Source organism: Pseudomonas sp. NFX98, assembly GCF_047784845.1.
GTDB lineage: Bacteria > Pseudomonadota > Gammaproteobacteria > Pseudomonadales > Pseudomonadaceae > Aquipseudomonas.
On the sequence record NZ_JBLNNF010000004.1, the window covers coordinates 53899 to 70173 of the forward strand.

The 16275-nt window shown below is 56.9% G+C and carries 14 protein-coding genes; 8 read left to right on the forward strand and 6 right to left on the reverse strand.

Going from position 1 to position 16275, the window contains the following annotated elements; translation table 11 throughout:
• Window positions 1–105: 105 nt before the first annotated feature.
• The gene (locus ACM110_RS06270; RefSeq protein ID WP_416127073.1) at window positions 106–2091 is read right to left on the reverse strand and encodes a hypothetical protein; all 1986 of its coding nucleotides are present in this window, start codon (window positions 2089–2091) and stop codon (window positions 106–108) included.
• 335 nt (window positions 2092–2426) lie between these two features.
• On the opposite strand from ACM110_RS06270, the gene ACM110_RS06275 reads away from it, so the two are divergent.
• Window positions 2427–2966, forward strand: a complete 540-nt coding sequence (locus ACM110_RS06275; protein WP_416127074.1) for a hypothetical protein — start codon at window positions 2427–2429, stop codon at window positions 2964–2966.
• An 80-nt stretch (window positions 2967–3046) separates the two neighbouring features.
• Here the strand turns inward: ACM110_RS06275 and ACM110_RS06280 are convergent, their stop codons facing one another.
• Together ACM110_RS06280 and ACM110_RS06285 are read right to left on the reverse strand one after the other, a co-directional pair.
• Window positions 3047–4150: a glycerate kinase gene (locus ACM110_RS06280; protein ID WP_416127075.1), complete on the reverse strand. Its 1104-nt coding sequence runs from the start codon at window positions 4148–4150 to the stop codon at window positions 3047–3049.
• 220 nt (window positions 4151–4370) lie between these two features.
• A complete protein-coding gene (locus ACM110_RS06285; protein ID WP_416127076.1) occupies window positions 4371–5492 on the reverse strand; it encodes a sugar diacid recognition domain-containing protein in 1122 nt (373 codons plus the stop codon).
• Between the two features lie 160 nt (window positions 5493–5652).
• Here ACM110_RS06285 and ACM110_RS06290 point away from each other — a divergent pair, with 160 nt between their 5' ends.
• The 3 genes from ACM110_RS06290 to rarD all read left to right on the forward strand — a co-directional run bounded on the left by ACM110_RS06290 (window position 5653) and on the right by rarD (window position 9209).
• Window positions 5653–6963 carry an MFS transporter gene (locus tag ACM110_RS06290; RefSeq protein WP_416127077.1) on the forward strand — a complete coding sequence of 437 codons (1311 nt, stop codon included), beginning with the start codon at window positions 5653–5655 and terminating at the stop codon, window positions 6961–6963.
• A 153-nt stretch (window positions 6964–7116) separates the two neighbouring features.
• Window positions 7117–8130 carry an aldo/keto reductase gene (locus ACM110_RS06295; RefSeq protein WP_416127078.1) on the forward strand — a complete coding sequence of 338 codons (1014 nt, stop codon included), beginning with the start codon at window positions 7117–7119 and terminating at the stop codon, window positions 8128–8130.
• Between the two features lie 197 nt (window positions 8131–8327).
• The gene (rarD, locus tag ACM110_RS06300; RefSeq protein ID WP_416127079.1) at window positions 8328–9209 is read left to right on the forward strand and encodes an EamA family transporter RarD; all 882 of its coding nucleotides are present in this window, start codon (window positions 8328–8330) and stop codon (window positions 9207–9209) included.
• 114 nt (window positions 9210–9323) lie between these two features.
• On the opposite strand, the gene hppD is transcribed toward rarD, so the two are convergent.
• Both hppD and ACM110_RS06310 read right to left on the reverse strand, forming a co-directional pair.
• Window positions 9324–10400: a 4-hydroxyphenylpyruvate dioxygenase gene (gene hppD / locus ACM110_RS06305; protein WP_416127080.1), complete on the reverse strand. Its 1077-nt coding sequence runs from the start codon at window positions 10398–10400 to the stop codon at window positions 9324–9326.
• 266 nt (window positions 10401–10666) lie between these two features.
• Window positions 10667–11596, reverse strand: a complete 930-nt coding sequence (locus ACM110_RS06310) for a DMT family transporter (RefSeq protein ID WP_416127081.1) — start codon at window positions 11594–11596, stop codon at window positions 10667–10669.
• A gap of 78 nt (window positions 11597–11674) precedes the next feature.
• Here ACM110_RS06310 and ACM110_RS06315 point away from each other — a divergent pair, with 78 nt between their 5' ends.
• The 3 genes from ACM110_RS06315 to ACM110_RS06325 all read left to right on the forward strand — a co-directional run bounded on the left by ACM110_RS06315 (window position 11675) and on the right by ACM110_RS06325 (window position 14792).
• Entirely contained in the window at window positions 11675–12547 is an 873-nt protein-coding gene (locus tag ACM110_RS06315) for a LysR family transcriptional regulator (RefSeq protein ID WP_416127082.1), read from the forward strand.
• A gap of 112 nt (window positions 12548–12659) precedes the next feature.
• Window positions 12660–14192, forward strand: coding sequence for an EAL domain-containing protein (locus ACM110_RS06320; RefSeq protein ID WP_416127083.1), 1533 nt, complete (start codon window positions 12660–12662; stop codon window positions 14190–14192).
• A 234-nt stretch (window positions 14193–14426) separates the two neighbouring features.
• A complete protein-coding gene (locus ACM110_RS06325; RefSeq protein WP_008075430.1) occupies window positions 14427–14792 on the forward strand; it encodes a histone-like nucleoid-structuring protein, MvaT/MvaU family in 366 nt (121 codons plus the stop codon).
• A 176-nt stretch (window positions 14793–14968) separates the two neighbouring features.
• On the opposite strand, the gene ACM110_RS06330 is transcribed toward ACM110_RS06325, so the two are convergent.
• Window positions 14969–15490 (reverse strand): DUF4946 domain-containing protein, encoded by a 522-nt coding sequence (locus ACM110_RS06330; RefSeq protein ID WP_416127084.1) that lies wholly within the window; start codon window positions 15488–15490, stop codon window positions 14969–14971.
• Window positions 15491–15634: 144 nt separating this feature from the next.
• Between ACM110_RS06330 and gloA the strand changes: the two genes are divergently transcribed.
• Window positions 15635–16156, forward strand: a complete 522-nt coding sequence (gloA, locus tag ACM110_RS06335) for a lactoylglutathione lyase (RefSeq protein WP_416127085.1) — start codon at window positions 15635–15637, stop codon at window positions 16154–16156.
• Window positions 16157–16275 lie beyond the last annotated feature (119 nt).

The following is a 16275-nucleotide window of genomic DNA, read 5'->3' on the forward strand; positions in this document are numbered from 1 at the left end:
AATCAACACTGATCGAGGATTCAGCCTGCTGCCCAACAGCAAACAACCCGTGTGCCCGCCCCCGGAGGTTGTCCTACAAGGACGGGCGTGTCACAGATCAATCGTTCACGGTACATTGCAACCGGTGTCGCCCAGGAACATACCGAGAAATGCCGTCGCCACCTTGGAAGTCACGGTCTTACCCTTGAACACGAACGTATACGTCACTTCCGTATTGGCTTCTTTGTGAAGCGGCGGGTTGTAGGACGGAGCGATGTAATCGGCATAAGGCTGAACCCGCCATTGGAAGCCTGTCACCGGATAGGCGCCGCCTGCAGCAGTCAAAGTGATCGTGTCTTCGAACAACGTGCCGGCAATCGGCGTTGTATTGTCGTAGTCCTGAAACAGTTGCCAGGACATGTCGACGGTGTCTCCTGCCTGCAACCATTGCGACAAATCAGGCACATCCACCACAACAGCGCTCTCTGGGGCTTGAAGAGAATCGCAAATCAGATAATCACCCGAAATATGCGGGAACGTTGGCGCATCAGGCTTAAGCACGATTGCGTCGTTCACATTGACCAGGGTGAACACGGATTTTTGCCGATTCGGTGTAACGCTGGCGTCACCGACGGTGTAATACATCACCTTGCCCGGGCCGTTATCGGTCGCAGCCACGTAGCTCCAGGGAACATTGATGGTCTTTTTTGAGCCGGCCGTTTCACTGGTAATCGTGAGATCGGCCTCGTTGATGTGCGTGCCCTCCCAAAAAAACTCCAGCGTTTCGCCGGCATTGACCGGGTCATAAATGGTGAACTCAAACTCAAAGTCTTTATCCGCGTCGTCCTCCACCAGCACGTTGTCGCCCGTGGAGCCCAGAACGACGCCAGGTAGCAGATTCGGGTTCGTCGGGTCTGGAAAGCCCGGAAACGGGTTGGGTGGGCCGACGACATCAAAGTTCACAGGGAAGTCATCTGCCTCTGGGCCGAAGGTTCGCCCGAGGCGGTCGATAACGTAGCTGACGGTGGTGAGCTTCTCTCCAGTCTCCCCAACATAGGCAGCGAGCAAGGTCGATGCAGGCACTGGTATTTCAGTACTCACGCTCTCAATCGCAAAAGTAACGGGCAGAGGAATGCCGCCCCAAGTCGCGATAATTTTGTCGCCTAGTTTCCACCCTGTGTAAGGCTTGATCTCAACGATCACGCCATCTGCCGCTGTTTCCAGGTCGATCACCGCACCACCGGCCGCCACCGGGACCTCAGGTTTTTTCAGCGCGGTTGGCAAACTGCCCAAGGTGACGATAAAACGGGTCCAGCCGGAAAGGTTACTGCGGTTGAGTGCCTTGTCGACCAGTGCATACAGCACGTAAAACACACCGTCGCCCTTGCCTTCAACATAGTCTCGCGGAATCGTGATAGTCCGGTTGGCTGGAACACTGGCCGGTGGTGCAACGGGGTCAAGCAGCGAAGGATCAGTCGGCAAAGGATCCTTGGCGTACCAGTAGACGTATTTATCACCGGGGGCCTTGTCCGTGTAATCGGGGATGATGCCGGTAATCGTGCCGATGTTGCTGTCATCCAGCTCGGTCACCGTAAAGGTCATGGCGGGTGGTTCAGGTGGCGTGGTTAATTCATACGGTGCAGTAATATCACTGGTGATATGAATGAGTTCACTCGTTGTGACTTGTGCCGTATGTAATACGACTTGATGCCTGAAAGTATAGGCACCATTAGGCTGAATACGATTCAACTCAATGATGTATTTCCCATCCCAGTCATCGGCAAAGGGCAACACATAGTCCGCTTCGAAGACTTTGACAAACTCGGGCCAGTTAATGTCATTGACATGGCCTGGGGAAATAAATAGTTGAAGCCTTTGCGTTCGGCCGGCAGGCCCCGTAGCGTTGCCCCAAATTGGAATTTCCAGCTCCAGACCCTTGAGTTTTATAACAGGCCCATTCAACAGGCCATCGGCATCGATGATCGCGGGAATAATCGCATCGGGTATTTCTCCCATTGCCTGTGAGGCACGGGCCAGATTGCGTTGATTGCGCAACTCACGATAGGCATCACGCGCCTCCTTCGAAGCGCGTCGAATTTTCAAGACGGTCATTTCATTGCTCTCCACAGGACTGAAAATTGCCATTGATCCTGCAATGGCTTTGGAGGCTATGCGGCGGCCTGAACACTACGAGGGAACAGCCATTATCCATCCCTTCAATCTGCACCACGGAACCTTGGGCCGATTAAGCATCATTTTACTGAACTGCGATACTGTCAAAGTTGACAGGTATCCCCTGCCATCTGGCCCTCAAGTATTCGCGCATTTTCCATGTAACTCTCAACTTCAAGTACTAACAGTTCTGCTAGGTTTCGCGCGTCACAAATCCTGTTAGTGTTTTGTCTAACAGCCTTGATGGCTTTATCAGGATGAGACAGGAGCAAGACATGCGTTACTTAAATATTCTCACGGCCACACTGGCACTTGGGTGCAGCCTAATGTTGCTCAGCGGTAGTTCCTTTGCCGATAACGCTGCACCGGCAAGTTCAAATTCGGGGCAGATCATATTGGGCGACGTTGAAGGCGTGATTGATTTTCCGTTGTGTTACATCCCGGCCATCGTGGGAGAATATTATCTTAGAGACATCACCCAATGTACCTCTGACGATTACAACGCAATGATGTTTCTCAATGTACCGTCGGCGCTGACCGTAACGGTATATGACGACAGGAACTGCGAGCCGGATGGGAACGTCTCCAACAACTGGGAGTTTGCAGTCACCACCGTCAAGAACCCAACTACCAGTGGTGATGGCGATGTCAACATTCCTGGCAACTGGATCCAGTTCCTCACAATCTGGGACGCCGCGAATAACTCGGTTGTGCAGCCCGGCGTGATGAAAACCCGACGTTTGAAACGCCCGCCTGCGGACACCAAACCGAATCTGCACAACGAAGCCAGTTGCGTGAGGGTTGAACGGCTATAACCTTTGCATTTTACCTGGACGGTGGATCACGCAATGCATTGCCGGGCATTTCCAACAGCGTGATGCTGGCGGAGATTGATTCACCGGAGTAATCCGTCAAACACAACTCCCCTGTAGGAGTGAGCCTGCTCCAGCGTCATCGGCCCGCTCGCCAAAGCGAACGCGGCGTCGATGCCATGTTCGTACAGCGCCTGATAACCCTCGCCCAGCGTACCGGCGATAACGATGACCGGCACGCCGTGCTGCCGGGCAATACGCGCCACGCCAAACGGTGTTTTTCCGCGAAGGGTTTGCGCGTCGAAACGACCTTCGCCGGTGATCACCAGATCGGCATTTTTAACCGCATCAGCCAGGCCCACCAGTTCGGCGACCACCTCAACACCGGCCTTGAATTGCGCCCCCAAAAACGCCTTGGCCGCAAACCCCAAACCGCCCGCCGCGCCACTGCCCGGTTCGTCGCGCACATCCTTTTCCAAAACACTTGCGCAGTGCTCGGCAAAGTGTCCGAGGGCGCGATCCAGTTGCTCGACCTGCTCAGGCGACGCACCTTTTTGCGGACCAAAAATCGCCGAGGCACCGTGAGGGCCGCACAGTGGATTGTTCACGTCGGCGGCGATGTCGAAACGCACATTGACCAAACGCGGGTCGATGTCGCTGAGGTCGATTTGCGCCAAGTGCTCCAACGCCAAGCCGCCCGGCGCCAGGGATTTTCCTTGGGCATCCAGCAGTTTCACGCCCAACGCTTGCATCGCACCTGCGCCACCATCATTGGTCGCACTGCCGCCGATAGCCAGAATCACCCGCTGCGCGCCGGCATCCAGCGCTGCGTGAATCAACTCGCCGGTGCCGAAGGTGCTGCTGACGCAGGCATCACGCTGAGCCAGCGGCACCAACTGCAAACCGCTGGCTTCGGCCATTTCGATGATCGCGGTGTGGCTGTCGGGCAACCAGCCCCACGCCGCATTCACCGTGGCCCCCAACGGCCCGCGCACTTCGTTGCGGCGCAATTGGCCATCGCACGCTGCCAGTATCGACTCGACGGTCCCTTCCCCGCCGTCGGCCATCGGGCATTTGATCAACTGCGCATCAGGCCAGACTTCGGCCAGCCCAAGAGCAATGGCATCGGCCACGCCTTGCGCGCTGAGGCTGTCTTTGAACGAATCGGGGGCGATCACGATTTTCATGGGAATTCTCCAGTTCCAATGCCCACATGCTGCCAGCCGCCATGAACAATAACGCCGGTCCGCTGCACAAGCGCTGATGTGGATTATTGTTCATTTCCACAAAATCCAAGGTGCATGCCCTTACTGTAGGAGCTGCCGAAGGCTGCGATCTTTTGATGTTGTGTTTTTAAAATCAAAAGATCGCAGCCTTCGGCAGCTCCTACAGGGGAATGCGTTCAGGTCAGGAGTTGGTATCGGTCTGGGGAAGCAGTTGCACGCCAAGGTACAGCGCCAGCATGCCATCGAGCTTCAGCGGATCAACGCCACTCAGTTCAGCGATCCGCTCCATCCGATAACGCAAGCTGTTGCGATGAATCCTCAACGCTTCGGCACAGGCCTGGCTCTGGCCATCGTGTTCGCACCAACTGCGCAAGGTCGCGAGCAACTGGCCGTTGCTGTCCTTGGCGATGACCTTGCGCAGCGGGTTGAGCAATTCGTCCAGCGCATCGTCGTTGCGGTGGCGCCAGAGCATCACCGGCAGTCGATAGCGGTTGAGCGTCAGCAAGCGCGAACCAGGCAACACATCGCGCCCGTAAGCCAGCAAGTCGCCAACCCGACGATAGCAGCGGCGCAACCCGGTCAACCCATCGGCCTGCCCGCCCACGGCCAGGCGCAGAATGTTCCAGCCCAGGCCGTCGAGTTTTTCCAGCAAGCGATCATTCTCGACAGGCTGGTTGGCCGGCCGACACCACAACAACGACGACTTCGCCGAGCTGACGCACCAGCTATCGGGATAGCGCGAGGTCAGCCACGCACTGAGCGCATCGACGGTTTGCCCCGGCCCATGTTCCATGCCCAATTCGAACAGGTACGGCACCCGCGTCATCTGCGGCTTGAGGCCGAGTTGTTGTGCTTCGTCGATCAAACGCGGCGAACTCCCGGCATCGCTGAGCAGCAATGCCAGCAGATCATCGCAACGCTGACGGCGCCATTGTTGCTCGGCTTGCTGGTTGCGCTGACCCACCAGCATCTCGGCAGTCATCCGCACAAGCTCGGCGTAGGTACGCAGTTGCTCCGGTTCGCCGGTAATGCCCAGCACGCCGATCAAGCGCTGGTCGAGCATCAGCGGCAGGTTGATCCCCGGCTGCACGCCTTTGAGGTGGACCGCGGTTTGCGCATCGATTTCCACCACGCGACCGTTGGCCAACACCAGTTGCGCGCCTTCATGCCGGGTGTTGACCCGCTCCGGTTCGCCGCTGCCGAGGATCAGCCCCTGACTGTCCATGACGTTGACATTGTACGGCAGGATCGCCATCGCGCGGTCGACGATGTCCTGGGCCAGGTCGTGATCGAGTTCGAACATAACGGTGATCCTTGAAAGCGTGGTTGTTCACCCGCACAGGGCTTGGTGACAAACCCTGTGCTCAGGCACAAAGACAGCAGCCCCGAGGGTGGTCGAGACTCTCTGGGCGATCAACGTTACCCTTTGCATCGCAAAAAATCATAATAAAGAGAGAGCCGCCATGTCACAGAGCGCCGCCGCTACCCAGGCCATCGTTGACGAGAAAAACGCCGTCTACAAACGCATTACCCTGCGTTTGATCCCCTTCATTTTCATCTGCTACCTGTTCAACTACCTCGACCGGGTGAACGTTGGATTTGCCAAACTGCAGATGCTCGACGCATTGAAATTCAGCGAAACCGTGTACGGCCTCGGCGCCGGGATTTTCTTCATCGGCTACGTGCTGTGCGGCGTGCCGAGCAACCTGGCGTTGACCAAATTCGGCCCGCGACGCTGGATTGCGTTGATGATGATCACCTGGGGCACGCTGTCGACCTGCCTGCTGTTCGTCACCACACCGACCGAGTTCTACACCTTGCGCCTGTTCACCGGCGCCGCCGAAGCCGGGTTCTTCCCGGGCGTGGTGCTGTACCTCTCGCAATGGTTCCCGACCTTCCGCCGTGGCCGCATCATGGCGCTGTTCATGTCGGCGATCCCGGTTTCGGGTCTGCTCGGCAGTCCGTTCTCCGGCTGGATTCTCAACCACTTCGCGGCCGGGCAAGGCGGTTTGGCCGGTTGGCAGTGGATGTTCCTCCTGCAAGGCGTGCCTACGGTAGTGCTTGGCGCACTGGCTTACTTCCTGCTCAGCGACAGCTACGCCAATGCCAAATGGCTGACTCCATTCGAACGCTCGGTGCTGGAAGCCGACCACGCTGAAGACCTGGCCAACAAGCCGAAAACCACCACTGATTCGCTGCTGGCGGTGTTCAAGAATCCGGCGATCTGGGCGTTCGGCCTGATCTACTTCTGCATTCAGAGCGGCGTGTACGCGATCAACTTCTGGCTGCCGTCGATCATCAAGAACCTGGGCTTCAGCGATAACCTGGTGATCGGTTGGCTGAGTGCGATTCCGTACCTGCTGGCCGCCGTGTTCATGCTGATGGTCGGCCGCTCGGCCGACTTGCGCAAAGAACGCCGCTGGCACTTGGTGGTGCCGATGCTGATGGGCGCGCTCGGTCTGCTGATCGCGGTGAACTTCGCCGCCAACCCGGCCATCGCCATCCTCGGCCTGACCATCGCCACCATGGGCGCCCTCACCGGCCTGCCGATGTTCTGGCCAGTGCCGACCGCCCTGCTCAGCGCGGGTGCTGCGGCGGGTGGCTTGGCGCTGATCAACTCGATGGGCCAGATGGCCGGTTTCCTCAGCCCGTACCTGGTGGGTTGGGTCAAGGACAGCACCGGCTCGACCGATGCGGCGCTGTATCTGCTGGCGGGCGTGATTGTCTGCGGTAGTTTGCTGGCGTTGCGTATGACCCGCACGCTGCGCGTCTAAACACCGAAGATCAAAAGATCGCAGCCTGCGGCAGCGCCTACAGGGGATTGAGTTCACCTGCAGGAGCTGCCGCAGGCTGCGATCTTTTCATTTGCCACACCCGATTTTTCTGGTATTTGATTGAGCCTTTCCCTCCGGCAAAAGGATTTCCTCATGAGCTACCGCACACTGGGTCATTCGGGCCTGCAAGTTTCTACCCTGACCCTGGGCACGATGATGTTCGGCGAACAGACCAGCACCGAAGATTCCCTGCGAATCATCGACAAGGCCTGGGACCAGGGCATCAATTTCATCGACACCGCTGACGTCTATACCAACGGCCGCTCCGAAGAAATCGTCGGTGAGGCCATCGCCAATCGCCGTCATGAATGGGTGCTCGCCACCAAGGTCGGCTTCGGCCCGGTGGACGGCGTACCAAACCGCAGCGGCTTGAGTCGCAAGCACATTTTCAACGGTCTCGAAGCCAGCCTGACGCGCTTGGGCACCGACTACCTCGACATCTATTACCTGCACCGCGAAGACCACAACACGCCGCTGGAAGTGACGGTGTCGGCCATTGGCGATTTGATTCGCCAGGGCAAGATCCGCTATTGGGGCCTGTCGAATTACCGTGCCTGGCGCATCGCCGAAGTGATTCGTATCGCCGACAATCTCGGCATCGACCGGCCGGTGATCAGCCAGCCGCTGTACAACATCGTCAACCGTCAGGCAGAAACCGAGCAGATCACCGCCGCGCAAAATTACGGCCTCGGTGTCGTGCCGTACAGCCCGTTGGCCCGTGGCGTACTCAGCGGCAAGTACGCACCGGACGCGAAACCGGACGCCAACAGCCGCGCCGGGCGCCAGGACAAACGCATCCTGGAAACCGAATGGCGCGTCGAGTCGCTGCGCATCGCCCAGCAGCTCCAGCAATACACCGAGCAACGCGGCGTCGGCATCGTCGAATTCGCCATTGCCTGGGTGTTGAACAACAGCGCCGTCACCTCGGCCATCGTCGGCCCGCGTACCGAAGCGCAGTGGGATGCCTACACTAAGGCGCAGGTGGTGAAGATCACGGCTGAAGACGAGGCGTTCATTGATTCGCTGGTGACACCGGGGCATGCGTCGACACCGGGGTTCAATGATGTGAGCCATTTTGTGTCGGGCCGTAAACCACGTAATACCTAACGACGTATGTACCCTGTGGGAGCTGGCTTGCCAGCGATGGCGGTTGCACCTTCAAAGCCGAGGTTGGCTGATAGACCGCTATCGCTGGCAAGCCAGCTCCCACAGGTTAGGTATTGATTGATCGGTCAATGTCCGACTGAAAAAACACGTATCCTCTGCGCCCGTTTCACACTCACTCAAAATCACGCGAGGACAGTTTGTCTAAAGGTATCGCTCTATCGGTTTCAGCCTCGGTGCTGTTTGCCGTCATGTATTACTACACCTCGCTGCTCACCCCTTTGAGCGGCGTGGAAATTTTTGGCTGGCGCATGCTGCTGACGGTGCCATGCATGACCGTGTTCATGCTGGTGTCCGGGGAATGGCGGCGTGTGCTCGACCTGCTGCGCCGGATCGCTGCGCAACCCAAATTGATCGCAGGTTTATTGCTCTCGTCGGCCTTGCTGGGCGTGCAACTCTGGCTGTTCATGTGGGCGCCGCTCAACGGCTACAGCCTCGATGTGTCGCTCGGCTATTTCCTGTTGCCGCTGGCCATGGTGCTGACCGGGCGCATTGCTTACGGCGAACGCCTGTCCTACCTGCAAAAAGTCGCGGTGTTTTTCGCCAGTCTTGGCGTGATCAATGAGTTGTATCAGGTCGGCGGTTTTTCCTGGGCCACGCTGGTGGTGGTTATCGGTTATCCGCTGTACTTCGTGCTGCGTAAATGGCTGAAGACCGACAACCTCGGCGGGCTGTGGCTGGACATGACCCTGATGCTGCCGATCGCCTACTGGTTCGTGCACGGTGGGGAGCAAGGCTTCGGTGTATTCGATCAGTACCCGGCGCTGTCCTGGCTGATTCCGTTGCTCGGTCTGATCAGTGCCTCGGCGCTGGTGGTGTACATCATCGCCAGTCGCTTGCTGCCGTTCAGCCTGTTTGGCTTGTTGAGCTATGTGGAGCCGGTGCTGTTGCTGGGTGTGGCGCTGTTGCTGGGGGAAAGCATCAAGCCGACTGAATGGCTGACGTACATCCCGATCTGGATGGCGGTGCTGGTGCTGGTGTTTGAAGGGTTCAAGCATCTGATGCGACAGCGCAGGCCTTAAAAACAAAAGATCGCAGCCTTCGGCAGCTCCTACAGGGATTGTGTAGGAGTTGCCGAAGGCTGCGATCTTTTGATCTACAAAAAAACCGGTCAAAGACCGGTTTTTTTCGCCAGATTAGTCAGTGGACAACACGCCACGACGCACCTGATCACGCTCGATCGATTCGAACAGCGCCTTGAAGTTACCTTCGCCGAAACCATCATCACCCTTGCGCTGGATGAACTCGAAGAACACCGGGCCCATCAGGGTTTCCGAGAAGATCTGCAACAGCAGACGCTTGTCGCCCGATTCGGACGAACCGTCCAGCAGAATGCCACGCGCTTGCAGTTCGCCGACTGGCTCGCCGTGGTTTGGCAAGCGACCTTCGAGCATTTCGTAGTAGGTGTCCGGCGGCGCAGTCATGAAGCGCATGCCGATGCTTTTCAGGTGATCCCAGGTCTTGATCAGGTCATCAGCCAGGAACGCTACGTGCTGAATGCCTTCGCCGTTGAACTGCATCAGGAACTCTTCGATCTGCCCGGCGCCCTTGGACGATTCTTCGTTCAACGGGATACGGATCATGCCGTCCGGTGCGGTCATGGCCTTGGAGGTCAGGCCGGTGTATTCGCCCTTGATGTCGAAGTAGCGGATTTCGCGGAAGTTGAACAGCTTCTCGTAGAAGTTGGCCCAGTAAGCCATGCGACCGCGATACACGTTGTGGGTCAGGTGGTCGATGATTTTCAGGCCGGCACCGACCGGGTTGCGGTCGACGCCTTCGAGGTACACGAAGTCGATGTCGTAGATCGAGCTGCCTTCACCAAAACGGTCGATCAGATACAGCGGCGCACCGCCGATGCCTTTGATCGCCGGCAGGTGCAGTTCCATCGGGCCGGTTTCAATGTGGATCGGCTGGGCGCCGAGTTCCAGGGCGCGCTTGTAGGCTTTTTGCGAATCCTTGACGCGGAACGCCATGCCGCATACCGACGGGCCATGCTCGGCCGCGAAATACGAAGCGACGCTGTTGGGTTCGTTGTTGAGGATCAGGTTGATCGCGCCCTGGCGATACAGGTGCACGTCTTTGGAACGGTGGGTCGCGACCTTGGTGAAGCCCATGATCTGGAAGATCGGCTCCAGGGTGTTCGGGGTCGGCGATGCGAATTCGATGAACTCAAAGCCCATCAGGCCCATTGGGTTTTCGTATAAATCTGCCATGGTTGGCGCCTCATCATGCTTTTTAGAATTAACAAAAGTTAGTTGCTAGCAATGCTGAGACCGGCGGGTGGCGCGCAGGAGATGCCCCGCACGCTGCGTGCAAGGAAATCACCGTAGATCAATTGAAACCCAAATATCTTCATTGTCGACCCAAGGCTATTGCGGGCGAGGCTTCTGCTGCCAGAAGACGATTATTCTTGTATGCGTAACCTGATTCTACACAGCGTAAATCAGTTTGTCCGCCCTCTGTATAAAATCCCCCTTTTTCACCCGCGTGCAAGGGGTTTGTTGCAGAGGAAGATCCCGAGCAGAATCAGCCCTCCCCCCAGATACATCGCCAGCGTCAGTTGTTCGCCCAGTAGCAGCGCGCCGAGGATCACCGCGGTCAGCGGGTTCAGGGCAATAAACACACCCGAGCGCGTCGCACCGATTTTGCGGATGCCGTCGTAGTAGCCGATGTAGGCCAGCGCCGAGCCCAACACGCCAAGGTACATCAGGCTCAGCCACTGCAGCGGGCCGAGGCTCATGAGCGCGGTAAAACTCAGTTCCCCGCGCACGGCACTGGTCAGCCACAGCATCAGCGTTCCCAGCAAAATCGAATACGTAACGGTCTGCACCGGCCCGAGGCTGTGATTCAGTTCCCTGGAACACAACGAATAAACGCCCCAGCCGAGCACACAGCCGAGAATGAGCAGGTCGCCAATCCAGGCGTCGGCATTGCCGGCCAACAACTGCGGGTTACGGCTGACGATCACCAGACTAGCCCCCGCAATGCAGATGGCGATACCGACGACTTTGGCCCGACTCAATCGCTCCTTGAACAACCACCACGACGCCAGGCCGATCACGGCGGGATTGAGCGCCACGATCAACGACGCCCGCGAAGCGTTGATGTAGTGCAGGCCATAAAAGAAACAGATGTTGTAAAATAAGATTCCGAAAAACCCCAACAGCGCCAGTTGCAGCCATTGCCTCGGGCTGGGCCGCGCCAGCGGCACGCGGGTCAACTGTAGAAACAGCAGCAACGCCGCGCTGGCCAGCAGGAAACGCAGGCTGGCGGCAAACAACGGACTGAGGCTGTCGGCCAAAAACCGCCCCGCAACAAACGTACCGCCCCAGATCATGGTCACCGCCGCCAGTTTGAGATAAACCGGCACATCGGAGGATTGGGTCAGGCTCTGCTCACACGTGGTCATAAGTCTTCCGAACTGAAGATCGCTTGGATGACGTATCATTCAACTAATAACCAGTCATCGTAAAATGAGTAAACACTCATGACCCTCACTCAATTGGAGATCTTCTCCCTCGTCGCCGAACTCCAAGGCTTCACGGCGGCTGCCAATCGCTTGGGGGTCAGTCAGTCCGCGATTTCCCATGCCTTGAAATCGCTGGAGCGAGAATTGGGTGTCGAGTTGCTGCGCCGCCATCAATCGCAGGTTGAACTGAGCGACATCGGCCAGCAGCTTCTGCTGCGCGCGCGGGCCATGCTGGGGTTGGCCAACACTTTGCGCCAGGAAGCGGCAGATGCCCGTGGCATGAAGCGCGGCACTTTGCGTATCGGCTCGTTCGGGCCGACGTCGTCGATCAAACTGCTGCCGCTGATTCTGCAGCATTACCGCGCGGCCCATCCGGGCATCGAAGTGCACATAGATGAAGGGCCGGACCGCCAGGTGATCCAGTGGCTGGAAGAACGACGCATCGATATCGGTTTTGTGGTGCTGCCCGACGAACGCTTCGACACAGTGACGCTGATGGAAGACCAGATGGTCGCGCTGCTGCCAGTCGATCACCCATTGGCGGCTCGCGACAGCGTGAGCTTGAAGGACTTGTGCAACGACCCTTTTGTGCTGACCGAAGCGGGTTCATCAGAACTGGTTTCACGCCTGTTCAATGCCGCCAGACTGACACCCAACATCCGTTTTCGCTGCTCGCAACTGCTCAGTACGCTGGATACGGTGGGCCGTGGTGATGCTCTGACCGTGGTCGCCGAAGGGTCGCTTCCCGAACACAGTGATAACCGTTATGTAAAAAAACCGCTGTCGCCAGTGGTGACACGACAAGTCGGCCTGGCCGTTCTCGATCAACGCCAGGCCTCACCTGCCGCATTTGCCTTCATCCAACTTGCCCAGTCTCTGAACTACCCATGAGCGGAATATTTGCCAAGCGCCAACTATCATGGCTCCTACCTGAACTCTTCTTGGGAGGCGTTGCGCCCCGCCAGCATTTGAGAGCCCTAATTCATCATCACAGGTTTCGCGAATGCCACTAAACGCCAAGAGCCGCAAACGCAGCACCAAGATTGCGATCACCCTCGCCAGTGGACTGCTCCCGGTAGTATTGGGTTTTGGCATCCTCTATATGCAGGCTGAGCGAGCACTGCAACAAAGCGCCCAACAAACCGCTGAAGAAGCCATTCGCCAATTCGAATTGATGCTCGACAACACGGCCCAGGCTGCACGCGAGTTGCTGCCGCTGGCCGGACAAAGTTGTCTCGACGTCAACCTCGCCCTGCGCGAACAAGTTACCCGGCGCCCATTCGTGCGTTCGACCAATCTGGTGTGGGACGACACCATTTATTGCAGCTCTCTGTTTGGCGATTATCACGAAAAGATCTCGTCCGGGGATTACAGCGGTGGCCGCTTGTTATTGATGAAGGGCAACCCGGTCACGCCTGACACGGCATTGCTGGTGTATCGACTCAGCGACGGTAAACGCGGCGCGATGAGCACGCTGGACGGCTATCACTTGAGTAACGTGCTGCGCTTGATCGGCCGTCAGACGATACTGGTGCTGCAAGTAGGCCCCAACTGGTTGACTGCCGACGGCCGCTTTCACGACGGCGCCCTGCCCGACTTTCCCGTCGCGCAAAGCATGCTGACGTCATCTCGTTATGAGTTCAGCGTGGCAGCCGGTTTCCCCGAAGGCGAAACCTGGCGCTACATGAGCAGTCAGTATCCGCCACTGTTCAGTCTGCTGATCTTTTTCGGTGTTGTGTCGGGCCTTATCGGGCATGTTCTGCAGAAGCGCTCATCATCACCGACTCATGAAATGAAGCGGGCGCTGGACGCTGCGGAGTTCGTTCCGTACTTCCAGGCCGTTGTGCATGGCGACAGTAAACAAATCTCAGGCATCGAAGTATTGATGCGCTGGAATCACCCGAAAGAAGGCCTGGTGCCGCCTGACTTGTTCATTCCATTTGCCGAATATTCCGGGTTGATCGTGCCGATGACCCGCTCACTGATGCAACAGACTGCAACCTTGCTCGGGCCACTGTCGACGTCGTTCAAAGAGCCGTTTCATATCGGCATCAACATCACTGCCAGCCACTGCCAGAACCTGGAACTGGTCGAGGACTGTCGTGAGTTCCTCACGGCTTTCGCTCCGGGCTCAATTCACTTGGTGCTTGAGCTTACCGAACGCGAACTGATCGAACCCACGGCCATCACTCATCAACTGTTCGAGCAGCTTCACGGCCTTGGCGTGAAGATCGCCATCGACGACTTTGGCACTGGTCATTCCAGCCTGGGCTATTTGCGCCAGTTCAATGTCGACTTTCTGAAAATCGATCAGAGTTTCGTCGCCATGATCGGCATCGACACACTGTCGAGCCACATTCTGGACAGCATCATCGAACTTGCGACCAAGCTCAATCTGGCAATGGTTGCAGAAGGTGTGGAAACCCAGGCGCAAAGTGATTACCTGACCGCCCTCCACGTTAACTTCCAGCAAGGCTATCTGTTCGGCCGACCGATGCCTGGCGCGGAGTTCATTAGTGCATTAAGTGACCATTAACTAGCAGCTTTAAGCGACGAGACAACGATTTACCGCACCAATTTGAATCAAAACACTACTCTCGTTACATGAAGAAAAAGACATGATTTACTCTTGGCCAATTAACTACTACAATTTTTCATGCCTGCAGAAATCTGGCAGGTGAGCCATTTATCACCGAGTCGCTTCAAGGCTCTTGGCTTATAGCTTTGTTTGCGGTTGGTATCAGCCAAACACACTATTGGAGTAAAGATATTGTCCAGACTCGCTGAATTTCGTGCAGCTGAAAAGGCCCTTCAAGAACAGCTCAAGCAGCTTGAATCCCTGAAGAACGATGCCGGGCTCAAGAAAGAAATCGAATTCGAAGAAAAGCTCCAGGGGCTGATGAAAACTTACGGCAAGAGCTTGCGCGACATTATCGCCATTCTCGATCCGAACCCGGCAAAATCCGGCCTGCAACAGGCCGCAGCGCCGAAAACCCGCCGCGCTCGCGTGGTCAAGGTTTATCAGAACCCGCACACCGGTGAACTGATTGAAACCAAGGGCGGCAACCATCGCGGCCTGAAAGCCTGGAAGGAACAATACGGTGCCGCTACCGTTGATTCCTGGCTGCGTGGCTAAGCATTCGCGCTGTGAAAAAAAGCCCTGCCGATGCAGGGCTTTTTCATGAATACCATCTAAATGCAACGATATTGGCCGATCAACTCGCTACTTGCCGATTAACTTTGTGCTTAATCCGTTCAGGTATCTAAAAATTTCAGAAACGGCGTAAAGCCTGCAGTCACTAAAGTCTTCGATTAAAGTTTCAAGGCGTTACGAGCTGTCTCTATTTCTTCCTGACTCGCCTTATAAGCCTCCGCCTGCCCCGCGTAGGAAAGTACGTAGGCTTTATCGGCATCCACTGCGGCGACCAATGTTTGAGAAAGCACATGAAGACCGTTTTGCGTGATGGTGCAGGTGGTTTCCAGCGCCGATAAACGGCTTAAGGTAGTCGGATGAATCCGGTTGCAGACACTTTGATAACCGCCCTGAAAGAAGTCTTTCTGCACCGACTTGCGCATCTCCAGTAAAACGCCTTCCAGGTTCACCTGGTGGCCGCTTTCCACCTGCGTCATGGTCAGCTCCATCACCATGACCGGCGTACCACCCTGATCGTTTTTCACCGCACGTTGGCGAGACACGTTAGAGGCCGCATCACCTTCGATCTCTTCGACCTGCCAGCCAGCGGGCCAGGTCATGACCGGCGCTTCGGCATGCGCGCCGGCAACCACAAACAGCGCACCGAGCAGGATGAACAGCGATTTACCGAACCGAATCATTCAATGAACACTCACGATATGAGCCGTGAAGTCTGAGCCTCGACCGGCCGTCAGGCAATAGCCGACGCTTTGGGTTTGGTGATGTCCCAACCCTTGCGTATCATTGTCGCCATTCGTCAGCCCCACTTATTTTCCGGAGGGCCCATGAGCCTGCAAGAATTGAACACCTTCCCCGGCGTTACCGCACAACCTGATACCGCCACCCAGAAATTCGTCTTCAACCACACCATGCTGCGGGTCAAGGACATCACCAAGTCCCTGGACTTCTACACGCGCATCCTGGGTTTCTCGCTGGTGGAAAAGCGCGACTTCCCGGAAGCCGAATTCAGCCTGTACTTCCTCGCACTGGTCGACAAGGCCCAGATCCCGGCCGACGCCGCCGCGCGTACCGAGTGGATGAAATCGATCCCCGGCATTCTCGAACTGACCCACAACCATGGCACCGAGAACGACCCGGACTTCGCCTACCACAACGGCAACACCGACCCGCGTGGCTTCGGTCACATTTGCATTTCGGTGCCGGACATTGTTGCTGCGTGCGAGCGTTTTGAGGCACTGGGTTGCGACTTCCAGAAGCGCTTGACCGATGGCCGCATGAAGAGCCTGGCGTTCATCAAGGACCCGGATGCCTACTGGGTTGAAATCATTCAGCCAGCGCCGCTGTAAAACAAAATCAAAAGATCGCAGCCTGCGGCAGCTCCTACATAGATTGGTGTAGGAGCTGCCGCAGGCTGCGATCTTTTGAACTACAAAAAAACCCCATGATCACTCATGGGGTTTTGTGC

Bases quoted from the DNA above. Each gene is read 5' to 3' on its own strand.
- ACM110_RS06295 (WP_416127078.1), top strand. From the start codon at position 7,117: ATGAGCTACCGCACACTGGGTCATTCGGGCCTGCAAGTTTCTACCCTG.
- gloA (WP_416127085.1), top strand. From the start codon at position 15,635: ATGAGCCTGCAAGAATTGAACACCTTCCCCGGCGTTACCGCACAACCT.
- ACM110_RS06310 (WP_416127081.1), bottom strand. From the start codon at position 11,596: ATGACCACGTGTGAGCAGAGCCTGACCCAATCCTCCGATGTGCCGGTT.
- ACM110_RS06285 (WP_416127076.1), bottom strand. From the start codon at position 5,492: ATGTTCGAACTCGATCACGACCTGGCCCAGGACATCGTCGACCGCGCG.
- ACM110_RS06275 (WP_416127074.1), top strand. From the start codon at position 2,427: ATGCGTTACTTAAATATTCTCACGGCCACACTGGCACTTGGGTGCAGC.
- ACM110_RS06315 (WP_416127082.1), top strand. From the start codon at position 11,675: ATGACCCTCACTCAATTGGAGATCTTCTCCCTCGTCGCCGAACTCCAA.
- ACM110_RS06320 (WP_416127083.1), top strand. From the start codon at position 12,660: ATGCCACTAAACGCCAAGAGCCGCAAACGCAGCACCAAGATTGCGATC.
- ACM110_RS06270 (WP_416127073.1), bottom strand. From the start codon at position 2,091: ATGACCGTCTTGAAAATTCGACGCGCTTCGAAGGAGGCGCGTGATGCC.
- ACM110_RS06280 (WP_416127075.1), bottom strand. From the start codon at position 4,150: ATGAAAATCGTGATCGCCCCCGATTCGTTCAAAGACAGCCTCAGCGCG.
- ACM110_RS06290 (WP_416127077.1), top strand. From the start codon at position 5,653: ATGTCACAGAGCGCCGCCGCTACCCAGGCCATCGTTGACGAGAAAAAC.
- ACM110_RS06330 (WP_416127084.1), bottom strand. From the start codon at position 15,490: ATGATTCGGTTCGGTAAATCGCTGTTCATCCTGCTCGGTGCGCTGTTT.
- hppD (WP_416127080.1), bottom strand. From the start codon at position 10,400: ATGGCAGATTTATACGAAAACCCAATGGGCCTGATGGGCTTTGAGTTC.